Source organism: Priestia sp. FSL W8-0524 (assembly GCF_038005965.1).
Classification (GTDB): Bacteria; Bacillota; Bacilli; order Bacillales; family Bacillaceae_H; genus Priestia; species Priestia zanthoxyli.
The window spans coordinates 4,398,031-4,413,416 of sequence record NZ_JBBOUG010000001.1 but is presented as its reverse complement, the minus strand read 5'-3'; the positions used below and the strand labels follow the sequence as shown (position 1 = coordinate 4,413,416).

Genomic DNA, 15,386 nt, shown 5'->3' with positions numbered 1-15,386 from the left:
TAATATTATTCACTTTTTAAATATTTATGTTATACTATTCAATATAAAAAGTTAAATAGTATAACACATATAGAGAGGGGTATAGCCATGAAAGCACGTATTGCCATTAATGGTTTTGGGAGAATAGGAAGAATGGTTTTTCGCACAGCGATTATAGAGGAGAATTTAGATATTATTGCTATAAATGCATCTTATCCAGCAGAAACATTAGCACATTTAATCAAATATGACTCTATACACGGACCATTTAATGGAGATGTTAAATGTGATGATGATGCGCTAATTGTTAACGGTAAAAGAATCCAGCTATTAAATTCACGCGATCCGCTGAATTTGCCTTGGAAAGAGCTTGGGATTGATTTAGTTGTTGAAGCGACAGGGAAATTTAATTCAAGAGAAAAAGCGCAGTTACATATTGAAGCAGGTGCTAAAAAAGTTGTCTTAACGGCACCGGGTAAACAAGAAGATATTACTATTGTGATGGGCGTAAACGAACGAGAGTTTGATGTGAATCAGCATAACATTATCTCTAATGCCTCTTGTACGACAAATTGTCTAGCTCCAGTTGTCAAGGTGTTAGACGAAGCGTTCACAATTGAAAACGGTTTAATGACGACCGTTCACGCATATACAAATGATCAAAAGAATATTGATAACCCGCATAAAGACTTGCGAAGAGCCCGTGCGTGTGCTCAATCAATTATTCCTACAACAACTGGAGCAGCCAAGGCGCTTTCATTAGTTCTTCCTCATTTAAAAGGAAAGCTTCATGGAATGGCGCTGCGCGTTCCTACGCCGAACGTATCGCTTGTCGATTTAGTTGTGGATGTAAGGAAACCTGTGACGATGGAAGATGTTAATCTAGCGTTCATTAAAGCTGCTGAAGGACCATTAAAGAATATTTTAAATTTAACAATGGAACCACTCGTATCAATTGACTTTAATACAAATCCTCATTCAGCGATTGTAGATGGACTATCGACTATCGTAATGGAAGATCATAAAATTAAAGTGTTAGCTTGGTACGATAACGAGTGGGGCTACTCTCAGCGCGTAGTCGATTTGGTAAGATATATTGCTGCAGAAATGCGTAATGGATCAAAGATAAGAGTAAGCTAAGAAAGCTATAGATTGCTTTTTAAAAAAAACAGGGAGCTATCGCCCTGTTTTTTTTGTTTTTATTCAAAAGAATAGGGAAAAGCAATAAGATAATCATGCAAAGGAGTGTTTCTTTTCCTCAATTTTAATAAAAAAATGAATAGTCGTTTAGCAGCTTTTACACACTGTCTCACGAGAATACAGGGGTAATTTGTATAGGTCTATCTGCGGGAACAATCTTTAATAAAATCAAAACACGTATTGCAAAATAAATGTAAACAAAGTATACTATGTTTCGTGAACTTCTTGTGTACCTTTCGGTGATGTGGCTACTTAAAGGGTTAGGACCTCTTTGGACTAACTTTCCCCCGTGGTAGTTAACATGCTATATGGCGAAAGAACTTCATGTTTAACGATTAAAAATTGTTAAAGGGGGAAATATCATTATGGAAACAATGGGTCGTCATGTCATCTCAGAATTATGGGGATGCGATTTCGATAAGTTAAATGATATTGATTATATTGAAAAAACGTTTGTTGATGCAGCTTTAAAATCTGGTGCGGAAGTTCGCGAAGTAGCGTTCCATAAATTTGCACCTCAAGGTGTAAGTGGCGTTGTTATTATTTCAGAATCACATTTAACGATTCACAGCTTCCCAGAGCATGGTTATGCAAGTATCGATGTTTATACTTGTGGTCATTTAGATCCTACAATCGCAGCAGATTATATTGCAGATGCTCTAAGTGCACAGACACGTGAAACAATTGAATTACCACGTGGAATGGGTCCTGTTCAGGTAAAACAAACTAAAGCGAATGCACTTTAATAGTGTCGATTGATTACGTAAGTTAAGAGGTGTATTACACACCTCTTTTTAGTATATAAATTTTTAATATGCAAAAACAAAGGGGATAACAACATGGGGGTAGTACAAGTAGTTAAATCTTTATTTTCTAATCATGTAGAAACAAGCGATCGTCATTCAGATCCGACTCTAAAAACGCATTATTACAAAACAACGGCTGGGAATGCATTTAAGCAAGTTCATGAAATGTTGAAGCATATGCAAGGGATAGAGATACTTGCTGCGTATGAAGAGCGAGGAGAAATTAGCTTAAACGTTGTAAAAGGAAGAAAAGCTTTTGTTGTGATTACCATTATTAGCGTACGTCCTCTTGAAACCGCTATCGATTTTTCTGCTACAACAGAGTCAAAAGTGGTGCCAGTTGATTTTGGTTTTAGCAAAGAACTTGTACGTACGCTTTATAAGAGCTTTGATCAAAAACTTATTCCTCTTTCTTCGTAAGTTCCTTATCATTTTTGAATTTCAGGAAATAAAATGGGGAAATTCCTTTTCCTTTACTTGTATTCAAGCCTTGTTTTCTATAAGATGGAATAAAGTAAATCCTTTAATATAGCATCGTGTTTGATAAAGGAAATGATGATGACAATCATAATAAATGGCGAATAGCCGGCTAACATAGATGAAAATTAACTTATATGAGAGAAAATAAAAAGAAAAACAAGGTTTATTATTGGAGCTGAGAATATGAAGTGCCCATCCTGTCATTACAATGGAACGAGAGTGCTGGACTCGCGCCCTGTAGAAGAAGGCCGCTCTATTCGTAGAAGACGTGAATGCGAAGAGTGTCACTATCGTTTTACAACTTTTGAGAAAGTAGAAGAACTTCCGTTAATTGTTGTAAAAAAAGATGGAGCGAGAGAAGAGTTCAGCAAAGACAAAATCCTTCGAGGGTTAATTAAGGCGTGTGAAAAACGCCAAGTAAGCTTAAAACAACTGGAAGATACCGTACACGATATTGAAACAGAGCTGCGCAGTCAGGGTACATCAGAGGTGCAGTCAGATGTGGTAGGAGAAATGGTGATGGAGCGATTAGCTGCTATCGATGAAGTCTCTTATGTTCGATTTGCTTCGGTATACCGACAATTTAAAGACATCAATGTATTTATTGATGAATTAAAAGATTTAATTAAGAAGGAACGACTGTAAAAGAGCTATTGAAGTATTCTTTAGGCTCTTTTTTTGTCATTTCTATTACTTTAAAAGTAGGTAGGGAACGACATGAAAGAACAACATTGGAAAGAAATGATACCGGTCGATCGTTATGTTGTTCGTTCGAGCGGCATACTGCAGGAATACGACCGAAAGATTTTAACAATGCTCTATCAGCCGTTGGTGGGTACGACGTGTTTTGGTTTGTATATGACGCTATGGAGCGAGCTGGAACAAGATCGTTTATGGGGAAAAGAGTCTACGCATCATCACCTAATGTCAATGATGCAAATTAATTTGAAAGCTATTTACCATGAGCGGTTAAAATTAGAAGGTATTGGTTTGTTAAAAACATATATTAAGGAAGAAGATGATGTTCGTGTGTTCATTTATGAGCTCATTCCTCCTCTTACGCCCCATCAGTTCTTTAACGATGGCGTGTTAAATGTATATTTATATAACCGACTAGGAAAATCCATCTTTCAAAAAATAAAAAATTATTTTTCGGATTCACTCGTGGATGATCAATCGTTCAAAGATGTGACGCATTCATTTAACGATGTATTTAAATCAGTTAAAGCAACGGAGCTGGCTCCAAGTTTTCAGTCTGAAAGCAAGGATGTATTTTCTCCTGATGCTCAAACGGACTTTATAGATTCTTCAAACCGTGCTTCTATTGAGATGAGCCCGGATTCCTTTGATTTTGATTTATTTTTAGCAGGCCTAACAGATTCAATGATTTCGAAAAGGTCCATTACATCTAAAGTAAAACAAGCGATTGAAAAGTTAGCTTTTTTATATGGCATTGATCCTCTTCAAATGAAAAATGTAGTGCTCGATTCGCTAAATGAGAATGATCAAGTTGATATTGAATTGCTTAGAAAAGCAGCACAGTCCTTTTACCAATTTGAAAATGGAGAAGCACTTCCCAATCTAAGCGAACAAATTCAGCCTCCTATGCTTCGTACCATGCAGGAAAAGCAGCCTCAGACTAAGGAAGAGCAGCTCATTCAACAGCTAGAAGTCACCTCTCCTCGACAGCTATTGATCGAGTTTTCAGGGGGGGCAGAGCCATCAAAAGCAGATTTGCAAATGATTGAAGAAGTGATGTTTAATCAAAAGCTTTCACCAGGGGTAGTAAATGTTCTGATTTACTATGTTATGCTAAGGTCCGATATGAAATTATCTAAGAGCTATGTAGAGAAAATTGCTGGACACTGGGCGCGCAAAAAGGTACAAACTGTTCAAGATGCCATGAATTTAGCTAAAAATGAACAGAAAGAATATCAGAACTGGACCGAGGCAAAGCAAAATAAAAAAACGGCCGGACGAAAAATTGTGCGTAAAGAAATGGTGCCAGAGTGGTTGAGCGATGAAGAAAAAGAAGAGAAAAAGCAGCCTTCAAAAGAAGTGGATGGATTTGAAGAAGAAAAACGAAAGCTACAAGAAGAGCTCAAGCAGTTAGATCAAGAGCTAAAACAAAAGCATAAAGAATAAAAAGCAGGTATGATAGAGATGAGGTGAAAAAGATGAAGCCTATCAATGATTCACTAAATCAGTTAGTGAACAAAAAGGATTTTAAAGCACGTTTAGAAGCATTAAGAAACAGTATTCTGTCTAATCCCGAAGTTAAAACGTTTCTGCAAGAGCATCGCCATGAGTTAGATGAGCAAATGGTCGACCGAGGCTTGATGAAGATGCATGAATTTATCGACCAGAGCAAATGCTGTGACAAATGCCCTTCTCTGCAAAGCTGTGTCAATATGGTGAAGGGGTATCACCCTCAGCTGGTTGTAAAAGGCCGTAATATTGATTTACAGTATGAACGCTGTCCTAGAAAAGTACAAGAAGATGAGCGAAAAGAACAAGAATCTTTTATTCAGTGTATGTACGTGCCCAAAGAAATTTTACAGGCAACGATGTCTGATATTGAAATTGAGCAGGGAAGATTTGAAGCCATTAAATTAGTAAGAGATTTTGTGCGAGAATATGAGCCAAATAAGAAAATGAAAGCTTTATATTTACATGGTTCGTTTGGTGTGGGGAAGACGTATTTTCTTGGAGCAATTGCCAATGCGTTAGCCGAAAAGAAAGTGAAATCTACGATTCTGTATGTCCCGGAGTTTTTGCGTGAGTTAAAAGGTTCGTTTCAAGATCAAAGCTTCAATGAGAAAATAGAGTATGTCAAAAAAGTACCGGTTCTTATGCTTGATGATCTCGGAGCAGAATCTGTAACGAGCTGGATGCGAGACGATGTGCTCGGAACCATTTTACAATTCCGCATGCTCGAAAATTTGCCGACATTTTTCAGCTCGAATTTAAATTTTAAAGAGCTTCAACATCATTTGACTTATACCCAACGAGGCGAGCAGGAAGAGCTCAAAGCCGCTCGTGTCATGGAACGAATTAAGTCTCTAGCCATTCCCGTTGAAATGAATGGAGAGAATAAACGAAATAGATGAGCAGGTCGTTTTACATTTCTTGTAACGACTTGCTCATTTTTTTGCATGTTGCCCCATATACATTAATAAAGCGTGTCCAAAGGGGGGCTATGAGGAATGAAAATATTCTTTAAATATGTAGAAGACGCAGTCATTGTATATGAGTCTTTATGCGCGAAGCGAAGCGCTTTATCATATGGTTCACAGTGCTTGAAGTTGGTGAATAATCAGCTTTTAGTTATTGATGAGACATACAATCGAGAGGCCATTTTACAAGACATGGTGATACCGGTATTAACGCACGTGATTTTAAAAAAGAAAGAAAAAAAGATGATGGTAAACATATTAAAAGAACAATTTTTCTATTCAGAAGAGGAAGAACAAGATTTGCTGCTTCAAATTATGGGGGGGATTATGGAAGGAGAGAGAGGCGAAATTCCGCAAAAAACATTTTCCCTTCCAAGAGAATTACTTATCCGCCAGGCTCTTCAAGACTTCTTCATTCATAATGTAACATTCACCTTTGAGTCTTTTCTCCAATTCCGTTTAAAAGAATATCAAGAGCGGCTGCGCTATTATGCTGAGCTGGCGATTGATGAATATAAGCTTGAACAAGACTATCAAATTCTTATTCATCAGCTGCGTCAAGCAGCTAATGAAAGACAGTCATCTACAGGCGATGTGTATGTAATGCATTTGAATAAAAACAAGTTTGTATTGTACGACCAAAGCAGTAGATATGTTCCGGAGCGTGAATGTGCAGCCCTAGCAGAGGCCTTTCTATCTGAACAAGAATCAGTATACATAGACTCAACTATCATCGCGCCTTTGCTGAGTTTATCTCCAGCTGCTATTCATCTGTATAGCGACCAGCATGATCATGATTTTGTTTATACCATTCAAAATATTTTTCAAGAAAAAGTGATGTTATACGAAAAAAATGAATTTCCGTTTGATCAAAAGCAAAATATAACGTGAAAGGTTGATTTCTATTTTGAAAATGAATATAATAAATGCATATTGAAAAACAGCTATATGTCACAAGTTATGATGAGGACATGAGTGTATATTTACGGTTTATAGAGAGGGAGATCTAGGCTGAAAATCTCCTAACACGGAATATATTCTTACCACCTCTAAACTTCAGTAGTAAACGAGCAGCGTCTCTAGTAATTACTGACGGAATTTCCGTTATAAAACCTCGAGCCGCTTCGGGTTATTTGGGTTATCCAAGATACGAAGAGGAAACAAGGGTGGTACCGCGTGTATACACAACTCGTCCCTTTTTATAAGGGACGAGTTTTTTGTTTTTACAAAAAGTTTATTAGTTATGTTAAAGGAGTGGAAAGTTGTGTCAGAAGTAATCAAAATGACATTTCCTGATGGAGCTGTTAAAGAGTATCCAAAAGGATCATCAACAGAAGATATTGCGGCTTCTATTAGCCCGGGATTAAAGAAAAAAGCATTAGCAGGTAAAGTAAACGGCGAGCTGCTGGATTTACGTACGCCAATCGAACAAGATGGCAGTCTTGAAATCATTACGCAAGATGCTCCTGAAGCGCTTGAAATTATGCGCCATAGTACAGCGCATTTAATGGCTCAAGCAATCAAACGTTTATACAAAGATGTAAAAGTACAGCTAGGTGTAGGCCCGGTTATCGAAAATGGGTTTTACTATGACATCGATATGGAAGAATCAATTACTCCTGAAGATTTAGGTAGAATTGAAAAAGAAATGAAAAAAATCGTTAATTCAAATATTGAAATTGAACGAAAAGAAGTTTCTCGTGAAGAAGCCATTCAACTTTTTAAAGAAGTTGGCGATGAACTAAAGCTTGAATTGATCGATGCGATTCCAGCAGGTGAAAAGGTGACGATTTACCAACAAGGCGAATTCTTTGATCTTTGCCGAGGTGTGCACGTGCCGTCAACAGGCAAAATTAAAGAGTTTAAACTATTAAGCGTAGCAGGTGCTTATTGGCGCGGAGACAGCGACAATCAAATGCTGCAGCGTATTTACGGTACAGCATTCTTTACAAAAGCAGATTTAGACGAGCATCTTCGTCTTCTTGAAGAAGCAAAAGAACGTGACCACCGTAAACTTGGTAAAGAGTTAAACTTATTTACAAATTCTCAAAAAGTAGGACAAGGTCTGCCTTTATGGCTTCCAAAAGGTGCGACGATCCGCCGTATTATCGAGCGTTATATCGTAGATAAAGAAGTAAGCCTTGGTTATCAGCACGTTTACACGCCGGTGCTTGGAAGTGTAGAACTTTACAAAACGTCTGGTCACTGGGAGCACTATCAAGATGACATGTTCCCTGCAATGGAAATGGATAACGAAGACCTGGTTCTTCGTCCAATGAACTGTCCTCATCACATGATGGTGTACAAACAAGGTATTCATAGCTATCGTGAGCTTCCAATCCGTATTGCTGAACTTGGAACAATGCACCGCTACGAAATGTCAGGAGCATTATCAGGACTTCAGCGCGTTCGAGGCATGACGTTAAATGATGCACATATCTTTGTACGTCCGGATCAAATCAAAGAAGAATTTATTCGTGTGGTTCGCTTAGTTGAAGCGGTTTATAAAGATTTTGGATTTGAAAATTATTCATTCCGTCTATCTTATCGTGATCCTGAAGATACAGAAAAATACTTCGATGATGATGCAATGTGGGAAAAAGCACAAAGCATGTTAAAAGATGCAATGGATGAGCTTGACCTTGATTATTATGAAGCTGAAGGCGAAGCGGCATTCTACGGTCCAAAACTAGATGTTCAAGTTAAAACAGCTCTTGGTAAAGAAGAGACGCTATCTACGGTTCAATTGGATTTCTTACTTCCTGAACGCTTTGATTTAACGTATGTAGGGGAAGACGGAAAACAGCATCGACCTGTTGTTATTCACCGCGGCGTGGTGTCAACAATGGAACGTTTTGTAGCTTTCTTAATCGAAGAATACAAAGGAGCTTTCCCAACGTGGTTAGCACCTGTACAAGTTCAAGTGATTCCGGTATCACCTACGGTTCACCTTGAGTATGCAAAAGAAGTGCAAGAACAGCTTCAGCTTGCGGGTATTCGCGTGGAACTTGATTCTCGCGATGAGAAAATTGGCTATAAAATCCGTGAGGCTCAAATGCAAAAAATTCCTTACATGCTTGTTGTAGGGGATAAAGAAGTAGAAGATAAAGCAGTAAACGTACGTAAATATGGTGAGCAGAATTCAGAAACAGTGGATTTCCAAGCCTTTTTACAAAATGTAAAAGCAGAAGCATCTCGTTAATGAAAAAAGCAGAGAATTGAAATTCTCTGCTTTTTTATCTAACATTTATAAAAAACTGTTGCATAAATGGTTTTCCTTTGATACAATAACTTTTGTTGTGAAAAAAGAACGAAATCATTGACTTTTGTCTTTGTTGATACTATAATAGCTTAAGTAATTGAATACTTGTTTATACAGAAGAAGAAGCACCCGCTTCTCACCTGAGTGACGCATAAAGCAGTTAGCAGGTACATCGTATCTTAATTAAAACGATAGAAGTGTGGGTGCAGTATGTACTCACACTTTTTTGTGTGAGTTAATAATCGGTCTAAGCAAGCGTATTCGCTCATTAAACCTTGGAGGTGGCTACTTATTAGCAAGGACATGATGGTAAACGAGGGCATTCGAGCTCGCGAAGTTCGTCTAATTGATCAAAATGGTGAACAATTAGGAATTAAATCAAAAAATGAAGCATTAGAAATTGCTTCACGAGTAAATCTTGACTTAGTAATGGTTGCTGCAAATGCGAAACCGCCGGTATGTCGTATTATGGACTACGGTAAATTCCGCTATGAGCAACAACGTAAAGAAAGAGAAGCTCGTAAAAACCAAAAAGTTGTAAACTTAAAAGAAGTTCGTTTAAGTCCAACAATTGATGAACATGATTTTAACACTAAACTTCGTAACGCACGCAAGTTCCTTGAAAAAGGTGACAAAGTGAAAGCGTCTATTCGCTTTAAAGGTCGTGCCATTACTCATAAAGGGATTGGCCAAAAAGTACTTGAACGTTTTTCACAAGCTTGCGAAGATGTAAGTTCAGTTGAATCGGCTCCTAAAATGGAAGGCCGCAGCATGTTCTTAGTCTTGGCACCTAAAAACGAAAAGTAATAGAACGAGGAGGAACACCCCATGCCAAAAATGAAAACACATCGTGGCGCTGCAAAGCGTTTCAAAAAGACTGGAAGCGGTAAATTAAAACGTGCTCGTGCTTACACAAGCCATTTATTCGCTAACAAATCTACAAAACAAAAGCGTAAATTACGTAAAGGTTCTTTAGTAAGCAAAGGTGACTTCAAACGTATCCGTCACTTATTAGATAACATTAAGTAATTTGGGTTGAGATAGAAACAATACAGGAGGTAAACAATTATGCCACGCGTAAAAGGCGGTACAGTAACACGCAAACGTCGTAAAAAAGTTTTAAAATTAGCTAAAGGTTTCTTCGGTTCGAAGCATAGATTATATAAAGTTGCTAATCAGCAAGTTATGAAATCTCACATGTATGCTTATCGTGACCGTCGTCAGAAAAAACGTGACTTCCGTAAATTATGGATCACACGTATTAATGCAGCTGCTCGTATGAACGGTCTTTCTTACAGCCGTTTAATGCACGGTTTAAAATTAGCAGGTATTGAAGTTAACCGCAAAATGCTTGCTGACTTAGCTGTAGCTGATGAAAAAGCATTTGCTGAATTAGCAACTGCTGCTAAAAAAGGCTTAGATAAGTAATGAATATAAAGTCTCGTCATCTTTAGATGATGAGGCTTTTTTGCTATCGGAGGACATATCATGAATGAACTGCTGCTTACCTATTTTATTGTTATTAATATAATAGGGATAGGAATGATGTATAGAGATAAACAAAAAGCGAAAAGACATGAGTGGAGAATTGCCGAAAGCACACTGTGGACGGTAGCTGCTATCGGAGGAGCCATTGGAGGACTGATTGGTATGTATTGCTATCGTCATAAAACGAAGCACACATCGTTTACAGTAGGTTTTCCTATTCTTGCCGCTCTTGATTTACTTTTCTTTTTTGTTATCAGCTGAGCACAAATGATTTTGTGCTCAGTGTAAAAATTCTCGAACGGGGCTTTTCCAGCGAATAGGAGCATTTGGATACATGTTGTGTACGTGATTTTCCAGCAGCTTGAAATCTTGTTTTTGCAGTTCATGCAATCGAGATGGATCTGTTAACACCATTGTAATCGACAAAGACTCTGGTTCATTGGGATTGCTGTATTTTTCTCCTTCAAATAAAATACCTTTATACGTTAGTAGAAAATTTTTGCGGATATTCGTTTTTTCGTCAACGACAAAAAATTGCTGATGTTCCTGAGCTGCTACAAGCTTCCGCTTTGGACTGCGAAAATGCTGAACCAGCTTTAATAGTGTGTAAGCAACAAGCGCGAAAATGAACACGCGAACGATAACAATAACAAACATAACGCTCCCTCCTTTACAAGGCACAGTTTTCTTACTTTACGTTTCAGTCTCTAAAAAGTTTCACGATTTTTGATATAATTTCTTTATTGGTTTAAAAAGAAGAAGATACACATAATTACAGGAGTGATTACATTGAATTTACAACAGCTATTTACCATGCAGCGCCAGCTGGATCAGCATATAGAGGACAAGCATCAGCTTCATAAGGAAGACTTGGTTCCAAGAAAACTTTTAGCTCTGCTTGTTGAAATGGGAGAGCTGGCAAACGAAACGCGCTGCTTCAAATTTTGGAGCGTTAAACCTCCGGCTGAAGATGCTGTTATTTTAGAAGAATTTGTGGACGGCGTACATTTCATTCTTTCTTTAGGTATTGAAAAAGGATACGATGATTTAACTGAGCTGCCAAAAGTAAAAGCAGCTGATTCAAAAACAACACAATTTTTACAGGTATTTGCACAAGTTTCTGCTTTCGAGCAGGACCTGTCAAAAGAAAACTATGTGAACATGTTTGCATCTTACATGAAGCTTGGCGATATGTTTGGTTTTTCTGCTGAACATATTGAAGAGGCGTACATGTCAAAAAATGAAGTGAATTTTAAACGCCAAGAACAAGGATACTAGAAATAAAGGGATGGGAAATTTTACTTCAACCTCTTTTTAGCTATAATAGAGGTATACATATGAAAGGGGTAATCCATATGACAAAGTTAGATGAAACATTGACGATGCTTAAAGCACTAACAGATGCAAAAGGAATTCCTGGAAATGAGCGTGAACCGCGTGAGGTTATGAAGAAATATATTGCACCTTATGCAGATGAAGTAACGACGGATGGGCTAGGCAGTTTGATTGCAAAAAAAGTAGGCAACGAACAAGGGCCTAAAATTATGGTAGCCGGTCACTTGGATGAAGTTGGTTTTATGGTGACTCAAATTGATGAACGCGGCTTTATTCGTTTTCAAACGGTAGGCGGATGGTGGTCTCAAGTTATGCTTGCTCAACGCGTAACCATCGTGACATCTAAAGGAGAGGTAACGGGGATTATTGGCTCAAAGCCACCTCATATCTTGCCTCCAGAAGTTCGCAAAAAGCCAGTTGACATTAAAGATATGTTCATCGATATTGGTGCTTCTAGCAGAGAAGAAGTAGCGGAGTGGGGAGTAAAACCTGGTGATCAGGTTGTACCTTATTTCGAATTTACGGTTATGAACAATGAAAAGATGCTGCTAGCGAAAGCCTGGGATAACCGTATTGGTTGTGCAATCGCTATCGATGTATTAAAAGCTTTAAAAAATGAAAAACATGAAAATGTTGTGTATGGTGTAGGAACGGTGCAAGAAGAAGTTGGACTCCGAGGTGCAAAAACATCTGCTAACTTTATTGAACCGGATATTGCATTTGCTGTTGATGTCGGTATCGCTGGAGATACACCTGGTGTTTCTGATAAAGAAGCCTCTTCTAAAATGGGGCAGGGCCCGCAAATCATTTTATATGATGCTTCCATGGTCTCTCATAAAGGACTTCGAGATACAGTGGTAGATGTGGCAGATGAATTAAATATTCCGTATCAATTTGATGCAATTGCTGGAGGCGGTACGGACTCGGGTTCTATCCATATTTCAGCTAACGGGGTGCCAGCACTTTCGATTACAATTGCAACTCGTTATATCCATTCTCATGCAGCAATGCTTCATCGTGATGATTATGAAAACGCAGTTAAATTAATTGCGGAAGTCATTAAGCGCTTAGACCGAGATACGGTTAACGCCATTACGTATAATTGAAAAAAGCTCATTCTCCTAGGAGAATGAGCTTTTTGTTGTACATAGGAAAAGGTTATTTATTTTAAACCGTTTTCAAGCGTTGTCAGAATTTCTTCTTTTTCTGATTCCGGAGACTTTTCCCAAAGCACTTCAAATAAAACACCAAGTCCAGGGAGCATTTTTTCTTCACCGCTTTGAATAGCGTCAGAAATTGTAGCCTCAAGCTCTTCTTTTGAGTTTCCTGAAACGTTTGCAATAACAGCATTTCGTAAATTAAGATCCATCATTTTCACCTCAGCTATCGTAAAGTTACCAATAGTTTTTGTTTTCTTTGCGATTTCTATGTACAATAAAGTGAAACTTATCTAATGATTATTGAACAAAATGTAATCGAACTATTTATTTTTGTATAGATAAAGGAGTTATGTTTGTGAAACAAATTGATTCAGTTAAAAATCCGCAGGTAAAAGCGTGGAAAAAACTGCATAATAAAAAAGACCGTGATAAGCAGGGCCTTTTTATGGTAGAAGGCTTTCATTTAGTCGAAGAGGCTATCAAAAATAAGGATTGCGTAAAGGAACTAATTATACGCGAATCGACCGAAGTGCCTGCACAGTGGGATATAGACGGTATCGAAATAATCGTTGTAAACGAAGCAATTAGTAAGTTATTATCTGACACAGAAACACCTCAAGGAATTATTGCCGTGTGTTTTCAAACAAAGCATGCGGAAATTATTCATACAGCACAGAAAGTATTGCTTTTAGATGCCGTGCAAGATCCAGGTAACCTAGGTACCATTATCCGAACCGCTGATGCTGCGGGAGTGGAGGCTATTATCATTGGAGAGGGCAGCGTGGATGTGTACAACCCAAAAGTCGTTCGTTCAACGCAAGGAGCTATTTTTCACCTTCCAATTGTAAAAGGCGATTTACTCGAAATAATTTCATTGTTAAAAGAAAGAGGAATAGCAGTTTACGGCACGTCGTTACAAAATGGAAAAGTCTACACACACGTAAAACCTTCAAACGAATTTGCGCTGATTGTGGGAAATGAAGGAAATGGCGTAAGCGAGAAAGTGTTGGAACAAACGGATCAGAATCTGTACATTCCCATCTATGGAAAGAGCGAGTCGTTAAATGTTGCCATCGCTTCTGGAATCTTACTTTATTATTTACGCGGAATGTAGTTGCATCGAGAACGTGTTTTCACTATAATAATACAATAGTTACATATGTAAAAAACGATGAAAGAGAGCAGTAGCTTATGTCCGTTTATGCAGGGAGAAAATGCCATGACTGAAAGCATTTTTATAAATGTAATAAGTGAATTCACCTCTTGAGTTGACACTTAGACCATCTTACATAGATGTAAAGGTGTTCCGGAGATTCCGTTAACTTGAATGAAGTGAACTGTATACGTCTGTGTATATAGTTAACAAGGGTGGTAACGCGACTAATCCTCGTCCCTTTTTTGGGAGGAGGTTTTTTTATTTGTCATTTTTTACGTTAAAAGGAGGAATAAGTGATGAAAGAACGTTTACAAGAACTTCAACAAGAAGCAATTGCAAAAGTCGAAGCAGCAAGTGCTTTAAAAGAATTAAACGACGTACGCGTAGCTTATTTAGGAAAGAAAGGCCCTATCACAGAAGTACTTCGCGGTATGGGAAAACTTTCAGCTGAAGAGCGTCCTGTAATGGGAGCACTTGCAAATGAAGTACGTGAAGCGATTGCATCTAAAATTGAAGAAAAACAAACGGCGTTAGAAGCAGCCGAGGTAGAGCGTAAACTTGCTTCAGAAACAATTGACGTAACGCTGCCGGGACGCCCGGTTAAAGCAGGTACGCATCACCCGCTCACAAGCGTGGTTGAAGAAGTAGAAGATTTATTCTTAGGAATGGGCTATGAAGTAGCAGAAGGACCAGAAGTAGAGCAGGACTACTATAATTTCGAAGCGCTGAACTTGCCAAAAGGTCACCCAGCACGTGATATGCAAGATACGTTCTATATTACGGAAGAAACGCTTCTTCGTACGCATACATCAACTGTTCAAGCTCGTGTTATGAACAAGAATGAAGGCAAAGGACCTGTTAAAATTATTTGCCCAGGTAAAGTGTACCGCCGCGATGACGATGATGCTACGCATTCACATCAATTTATGCAAATTGAAGGTCTTGTAGTAGACGAAAACATTCGTATGAGCGATTTAAAAGGCACGCTTGAAGTATTTGTGAAAAAGATGTTCGGTGCAGACCGTGAAATTCGTCTTCGTCCAAGTTTCTTCCCATTCACTGAGCCGTCTGTAGAAGTAGACGTATCGTGTGCAAAATGTGGAGGTAAAGGCTGTAATGTATGTAAACAAACAGGCTGGATTGAAATTTTAGGAGCCGGTATGGTTCATCCAAATGTTCTTGAAATGGCTGGATACGATTCAACTAAATATCGTGGTTTTGCTTTTGGAATCGGTGTAGAGCGTATTGCTATGTTAAAACACGGCGTGGATGATATTCGTCATTTCTATACAAATGATGTTCGTTTCTTAGATCAATTTAAACAAGTATAAAGGAGGGACTACG

18 protein-coding genes and 3 other annotated features are annotated in these 15,386 nt (G+C 38.2%); of the genes, 16 read left to right on the top strand and 2 right to left on the bottom strand.

Translation table 11 applies throughout. The features are described from left to right. Nucleotides 1-87: 87 nt before the first annotated feature. The 12 genes from NST66_RS23065 to NST66_RS23010 all read left to right on the top strand — a co-directional run bounded on the left by NST66_RS23065 (nucleotide 88) and on the right by NST66_RS23010 (nucleotide 10,652). Nucleotides 88-1,119 carry a glyceraldehyde-3-phosphate dehydrogenase gene (locus NST66_RS23065; protein WP_013059435.1) on the top strand — a complete coding sequence of 344 codons (1,032 nt, stop codon included), beginning with the start codon at nucleotides 88-90 and terminating at the stop codon, nucleotides 1,117-1,119. 425 nt (nucleotides 1,120-1,544) lie between these two features. Beyond that, nucleotides 1,545-1,925: an adenosylmethionine decarboxylase gene (gene speD / locus NST66_RS23060; protein ID WP_013059434.1), complete on the top strand. Its 381-nt coding sequence runs from the start codon at nucleotides 1,545-1,547 to the stop codon at nucleotides 1,923-1,925. A gap of 93 nt (nucleotides 1,926-2,018) precedes the next feature. Then, on the top strand, nucleotides 2,019-2,405 hold the full coding sequence (locus NST66_RS23055; protein WP_028411774.1) for a hypothetical protein: 387 nt from the start codon (nucleotides 2,019-2,021) through the stop codon (nucleotides 2,403-2,405). Nucleotides 2,406-2,648: 243 nt separating this feature from the next. Next, nucleotides 2,649-3,110 carry a transcriptional regulator NrdR gene (nrdR, locus tag NST66_RS23050; protein WP_013059432.1) on the top strand — a complete coding sequence of 154 codons (462 nt, stop codon included), beginning with the start codon at nucleotides 2,649-2,651 and terminating at the stop codon, nucleotides 3,108-3,110. Nucleotides 3,111-3,182: 72 nt separating this feature from the next. Further along, nucleotides 3,183-4,610 carry a replication initiation and membrane attachment family protein gene (locus tag NST66_RS23045; protein WP_033579625.1) on the top strand — a complete coding sequence of 476 codons (1,428 nt, stop codon included), beginning with the start codon at nucleotides 3,183-3,185 and terminating at the stop codon, nucleotides 4,608-4,610. 32 nt (nucleotides 4,611-4,642) lie between these two features. Beyond that, nucleotides 4,643-5,575, top strand: a complete 933-nt coding sequence (gene dnaI, locus NST66_RS23040) for a primosomal protein DnaI (RefSeq protein WP_013059430.1) — start codon at nucleotides 4,643-4,645, stop codon at nucleotides 5,573-5,575. Between the two features lie 96 nt (nucleotides 5,576-5,671). Continuing rightward, entirely contained in the window at nucleotides 5,672-6,532 is an 861-nt protein-coding gene (gene ytxC / locus NST66_RS23035; protein WP_028411772.1) for a sporulation protein YtxC, read from the top strand. Between the two features lie 60 nt (nucleotides 6,533-6,592). Further along, nucleotides 6,593-6,841: a binding site (T-box leader), on the top strand. A gap of 43 nt (nucleotides 6,842-6,884) precedes the next feature. After that, nucleotides 6,885-8,843 (top strand): threonine--tRNA ligase, encoded by a 1,959-nt coding sequence (gene thrS, locus NST66_RS23030; RefSeq protein WP_217915987.1) that lies wholly within the window; start codon nucleotides 6,885-6,887, stop codon nucleotides 8,841-8,843. Between the two features lie 171 nt (nucleotides 8,844-9,014). Then, nucleotides 9,015-9,137 (top strand) — a sequence feature (ribosomal protein L20 leader region). A 69-nt stretch (nucleotides 9,138-9,206) separates the two neighbouring features. Then, a complete protein-coding gene (gene infC, locus NST66_RS23025; protein ID WP_013059427.1) occupies nucleotides 9,207-9,710 on the top strand; it encodes a translation initiation factor IF-3 in 504 nt (167 codons plus the stop codon). Between the two features lie 21 nt (nucleotides 9,711-9,731). Next, nucleotides 9,732-9,932, top strand: coding sequence for a 50S ribosomal protein L35 (rpmI, locus tag NST66_RS23020; RefSeq protein ID WP_013059426.1), 201 nt, complete (start codon nucleotides 9,732-9,734; stop codon nucleotides 9,930-9,932). A 39-nt stretch (nucleotides 9,933-9,971) separates the two neighbouring features. Further along, nucleotides 9,972-10,331: a 50S ribosomal protein L20 gene (gene rplT / locus NST66_RS23015; RefSeq protein WP_013059425.1), complete on the top strand. Its 360-nt coding sequence runs from the start codon at nucleotides 9,972-9,974 to the stop codon at nucleotides 10,329-10,331. 60 nt (nucleotides 10,332-10,391) lie between these two features. After that, nucleotides 10,392-10,652, top strand: a complete 261-nt coding sequence (locus tag NST66_RS23010) for a DUF1294 domain-containing protein (RefSeq protein WP_028411770.1) — start codon at nucleotides 10,392-10,394, stop codon at nucleotides 10,650-10,652. An 18-nt stretch (nucleotides 10,653-10,670) separates the two neighbouring features. Here NST66_RS23010 and NST66_RS23005 read toward each other — a convergent pair whose 3' ends face one another. Continuing rightward, on the bottom strand, nucleotides 10,671-11,048 hold the full coding sequence (locus NST66_RS23005) for a hypothetical protein (RefSeq protein ID WP_028411769.1): 378 nt from the start codon (nucleotides 11,046-11,048) through the stop codon (nucleotides 10,671-10,673). 132 nt (nucleotides 11,049-11,180) lie between these two features. On the opposite strand from NST66_RS23005, the gene NST66_RS23000 reads away from it, so the two are divergent. Both NST66_RS23000 and NST66_RS22995 read left to right on the top strand, forming a co-directional pair. Then, entirely contained in the window at nucleotides 11,181-11,669 is a 489-nt protein-coding gene (locus NST66_RS23000; protein ID WP_033579626.1) for a dUTP diphosphatase, read from the top strand. 77 nt (nucleotides 11,670-11,746) lie between these two features. After that, a complete protein-coding gene (locus tag NST66_RS22995; protein ID WP_028411767.1) occupies nucleotides 11,747-12,832 on the top strand; it encodes a M42 family metallopeptidase in 1,086 nt (361 codons plus the stop codon). Between the two features lie 56 nt (nucleotides 12,833-12,888). Here the strand turns inward: NST66_RS22995 and sspI are convergent, their stop codons facing one another. After that, nucleotides 12,889-13,095, bottom strand: a complete 207-nt coding sequence (gene sspI / locus NST66_RS22990) for a small acid-soluble spore protein SspI (protein ID WP_013059420.1) — start codon at nucleotides 13,093-13,095, stop codon at nucleotides 12,889-12,891. Nucleotides 13,096-13,235: 140 nt separating this feature from the next. Here sspI and NST66_RS22985 point away from each other — a divergent pair, with 140 nt between their 5' ends. Together NST66_RS22985 and pheS are read left to right on the top strand one after the other, a co-directional pair. Continuing rightward, nucleotides 13,236-14,000: a TrmH family RNA methyltransferase gene (locus NST66_RS22985; RefSeq protein ID WP_176343388.1), complete on the top strand. Its 765-nt coding sequence runs from the start codon at nucleotides 13,236-13,238 to the stop codon at nucleotides 13,998-14,000. 48 nt (nucleotides 14,001-14,048) lie between these two features. Next, nucleotides 14,049-14,284 (top strand) — a binding site (T-box leader). 54 nt (nucleotides 14,285-14,338) lie between these two features. Further along, a complete protein-coding gene (gene pheS / locus NST66_RS22980) occupies nucleotides 14,339-15,373 on the top strand; it encodes a phenylalanine--tRNA ligase subunit alpha (protein ID WP_014458064.1) in 1,035 nt (344 codons plus the stop codon). Nucleotides 15,374-15,386 lie beyond the last annotated feature (13 nt).

Bases quoted from the DNA above. Each gene is read 5' to 3' on its own strand.
- NST66_RS23055 (WP_028411774.1), top strand. From the start codon at position 2,019: ATGGGGGTAGTACAAGTAGTTAAATCTTTATTTTCTAATCATGTAGAA.
- rplT (WP_013059425.1), top strand. From the start codon at position 9,972: ATGCCACGCGTAAAAGGCGGTACAGTAACACGCAAACGTCGTAAAAAA.
- nrdR (WP_013059432.1), top strand. From the start codon at position 2,649: ATGAAGTGCCCATCCTGTCATTACAATGGAACGAGAGTGCTGGACTCG.
- dnaI (WP_013059430.1), top strand. From the start codon at position 4,643: ATGAAGCCTATCAATGATTCACTAAATCAGTTAGTGAACAAAAAGGAT.
- NST66_RS22995 (WP_028411767.1), top strand. From the start codon at position 11,747: ATGACAAAGTTAGATGAAACATTGACGATGCTTAAAGCACTAACAGAT.
- speD (WP_013059434.1), top strand. From the start codon at position 1,545: ATGGAAACAATGGGTCGTCATGTCATCTCAGAATTATGGGGATGCGAT.
- rpmI (WP_013059426.1), top strand. From the start codon at position 9,732: ATGCCAAAAATGAAAACACATCGTGGCGCTGCAAAGCGTTTCAAAAAG.
- infC (WP_013059427.1), top strand. From the start codon at position 9,207: ATGATGGTAAACGAGGGCATTCGAGCTCGCGAAGTTCGTCTAATTGAT.
- pheS (WP_014458064.1), top strand. From the start codon at position 14,339: ATGAAAGAACGTTTACAAGAACTTCAACAAGAAGCAATTGCAAAAGTC.
- thrS (WP_217915987.1), top strand. From the start codon at position 6,885: ATGTTAAAGGAGTGGAAAGTTGTGTCAGAAGTAATCAAAATGACATTT.
- NST66_RS23005 (WP_028411769.1), bottom strand. From the start codon at position 11,048: ATGTTTGTTATTGTTATCGTTCGCGTGTTCATTTTCGCGCTTGTTGCT.
- NST66_RS23045 (WP_033579625.1), top strand. From the start codon at position 3,183: ATGAAAGAACAACATTGGAAAGAAATGATACCGGTCGATCGTTATGTT.
- NST66_RS23065 (WP_013059435.1), top strand. From the start codon at position 88: ATGAAAGCACGTATTGCCATTAATGGTTTTGGGAGAATAGGAAGAATG.
- NST66_RS22985 (WP_176343388.1), top strand. From the start codon at position 13,236: ATGTTTGTGAAACAAATTGATTCAGTTAAAAATCCGCAGGTAAAAGCG.
- NST66_RS23010 (WP_028411770.1), top strand. From the start codon at position 10,392: ATGAATGAACTGCTGCTTACCTATTTTATTGTTATTAATATAATAGGG.
- sspI (WP_013059420.1), bottom strand. From the start codon at position 13,095: ATGGATCTTAATTTACGAAATGCTGTTATTGCAAACGTTTCAGGAAAC.
- ytxC (WP_028411772.1), top strand. From the start codon at position 5,672: ATGAAAATATTCTTTAAATATGTAGAAGACGCAGTCATTGTATATGAG.